At 62.6% G+C, this 546-nt stretch carries 1 protein-coding gene; it reads right to left on the bottom strand.

From position 1 onward, the window contains the following. Positions 1-271 precede the first annotated feature (271 nt). On the bottom strand, positions 272-546 hold a 275-nt coding region (locus AD663_RS27990), incomplete at its 5' end, for a murein L,D-transpeptidase family protein (RefSeq protein ID WP_157062743.1).

The following is a 546-nucleotide window of genomic DNA, read 5'->3' as shown; positions in this document are numbered from 1 at the left end:
AGCTCCCTCGCCACATAGGCAGTGGCCTGTCAGATCCGCCCGGGTAGCGTTCCGGGCAGGGGTGCGATGAGGCCAGGTCAGGCAACGAAGATTTGCTGCCGGGCCAGAAAGCCTTTGTGGCGAGGGAGCTTGCTCCCGCTGGGGCGCGAAGCGGCCCCAAAACCAGACGCTGCGATGTGTCAGCCAAATTGAGTTCGACTGCCTTGGGTCTGCTGCGCAGCCCAGCGGGAGCAAGCTCCCTCGCCACGGGGGATGGTGTTGTGGCGAGGGGCTACGGACGAATCTCGATCATGGTGCCATCCGGCACCAGGTTCCAGACTTCGCGCATATCCACGTTGCGCATGGCAATACAGCCATCGGTCCAGTCCAAGGTGTGGAACAATTGTTCAGGGTTTTCTTCTGAGTCCGGCGTGCCGTGGATCATGATCATGCCCCCCGGCTCCACGCCTTCGCGGCGGGCGCGGGCGGCGTCGGCGATGTTGGGGTAGGAGATGTGCATCGACAGGTAAAAGCGATCGCTGGTCTTGCGCCAGTCGATCCAGTAGA

It is taken from the genome of Pseudomonas sp. Q12-87 (assembly GCF_001269755.1).
Lineage (GTDB): Bacteria > Pseudomonadota > Gammaproteobacteria > Pseudomonadales > Pseudomonadaceae > Aquipseudomonas > Aquipseudomonas fluorescens_S.
This window is presented reverse-complemented; position numbering and strand designations above follow the sequence as displayed.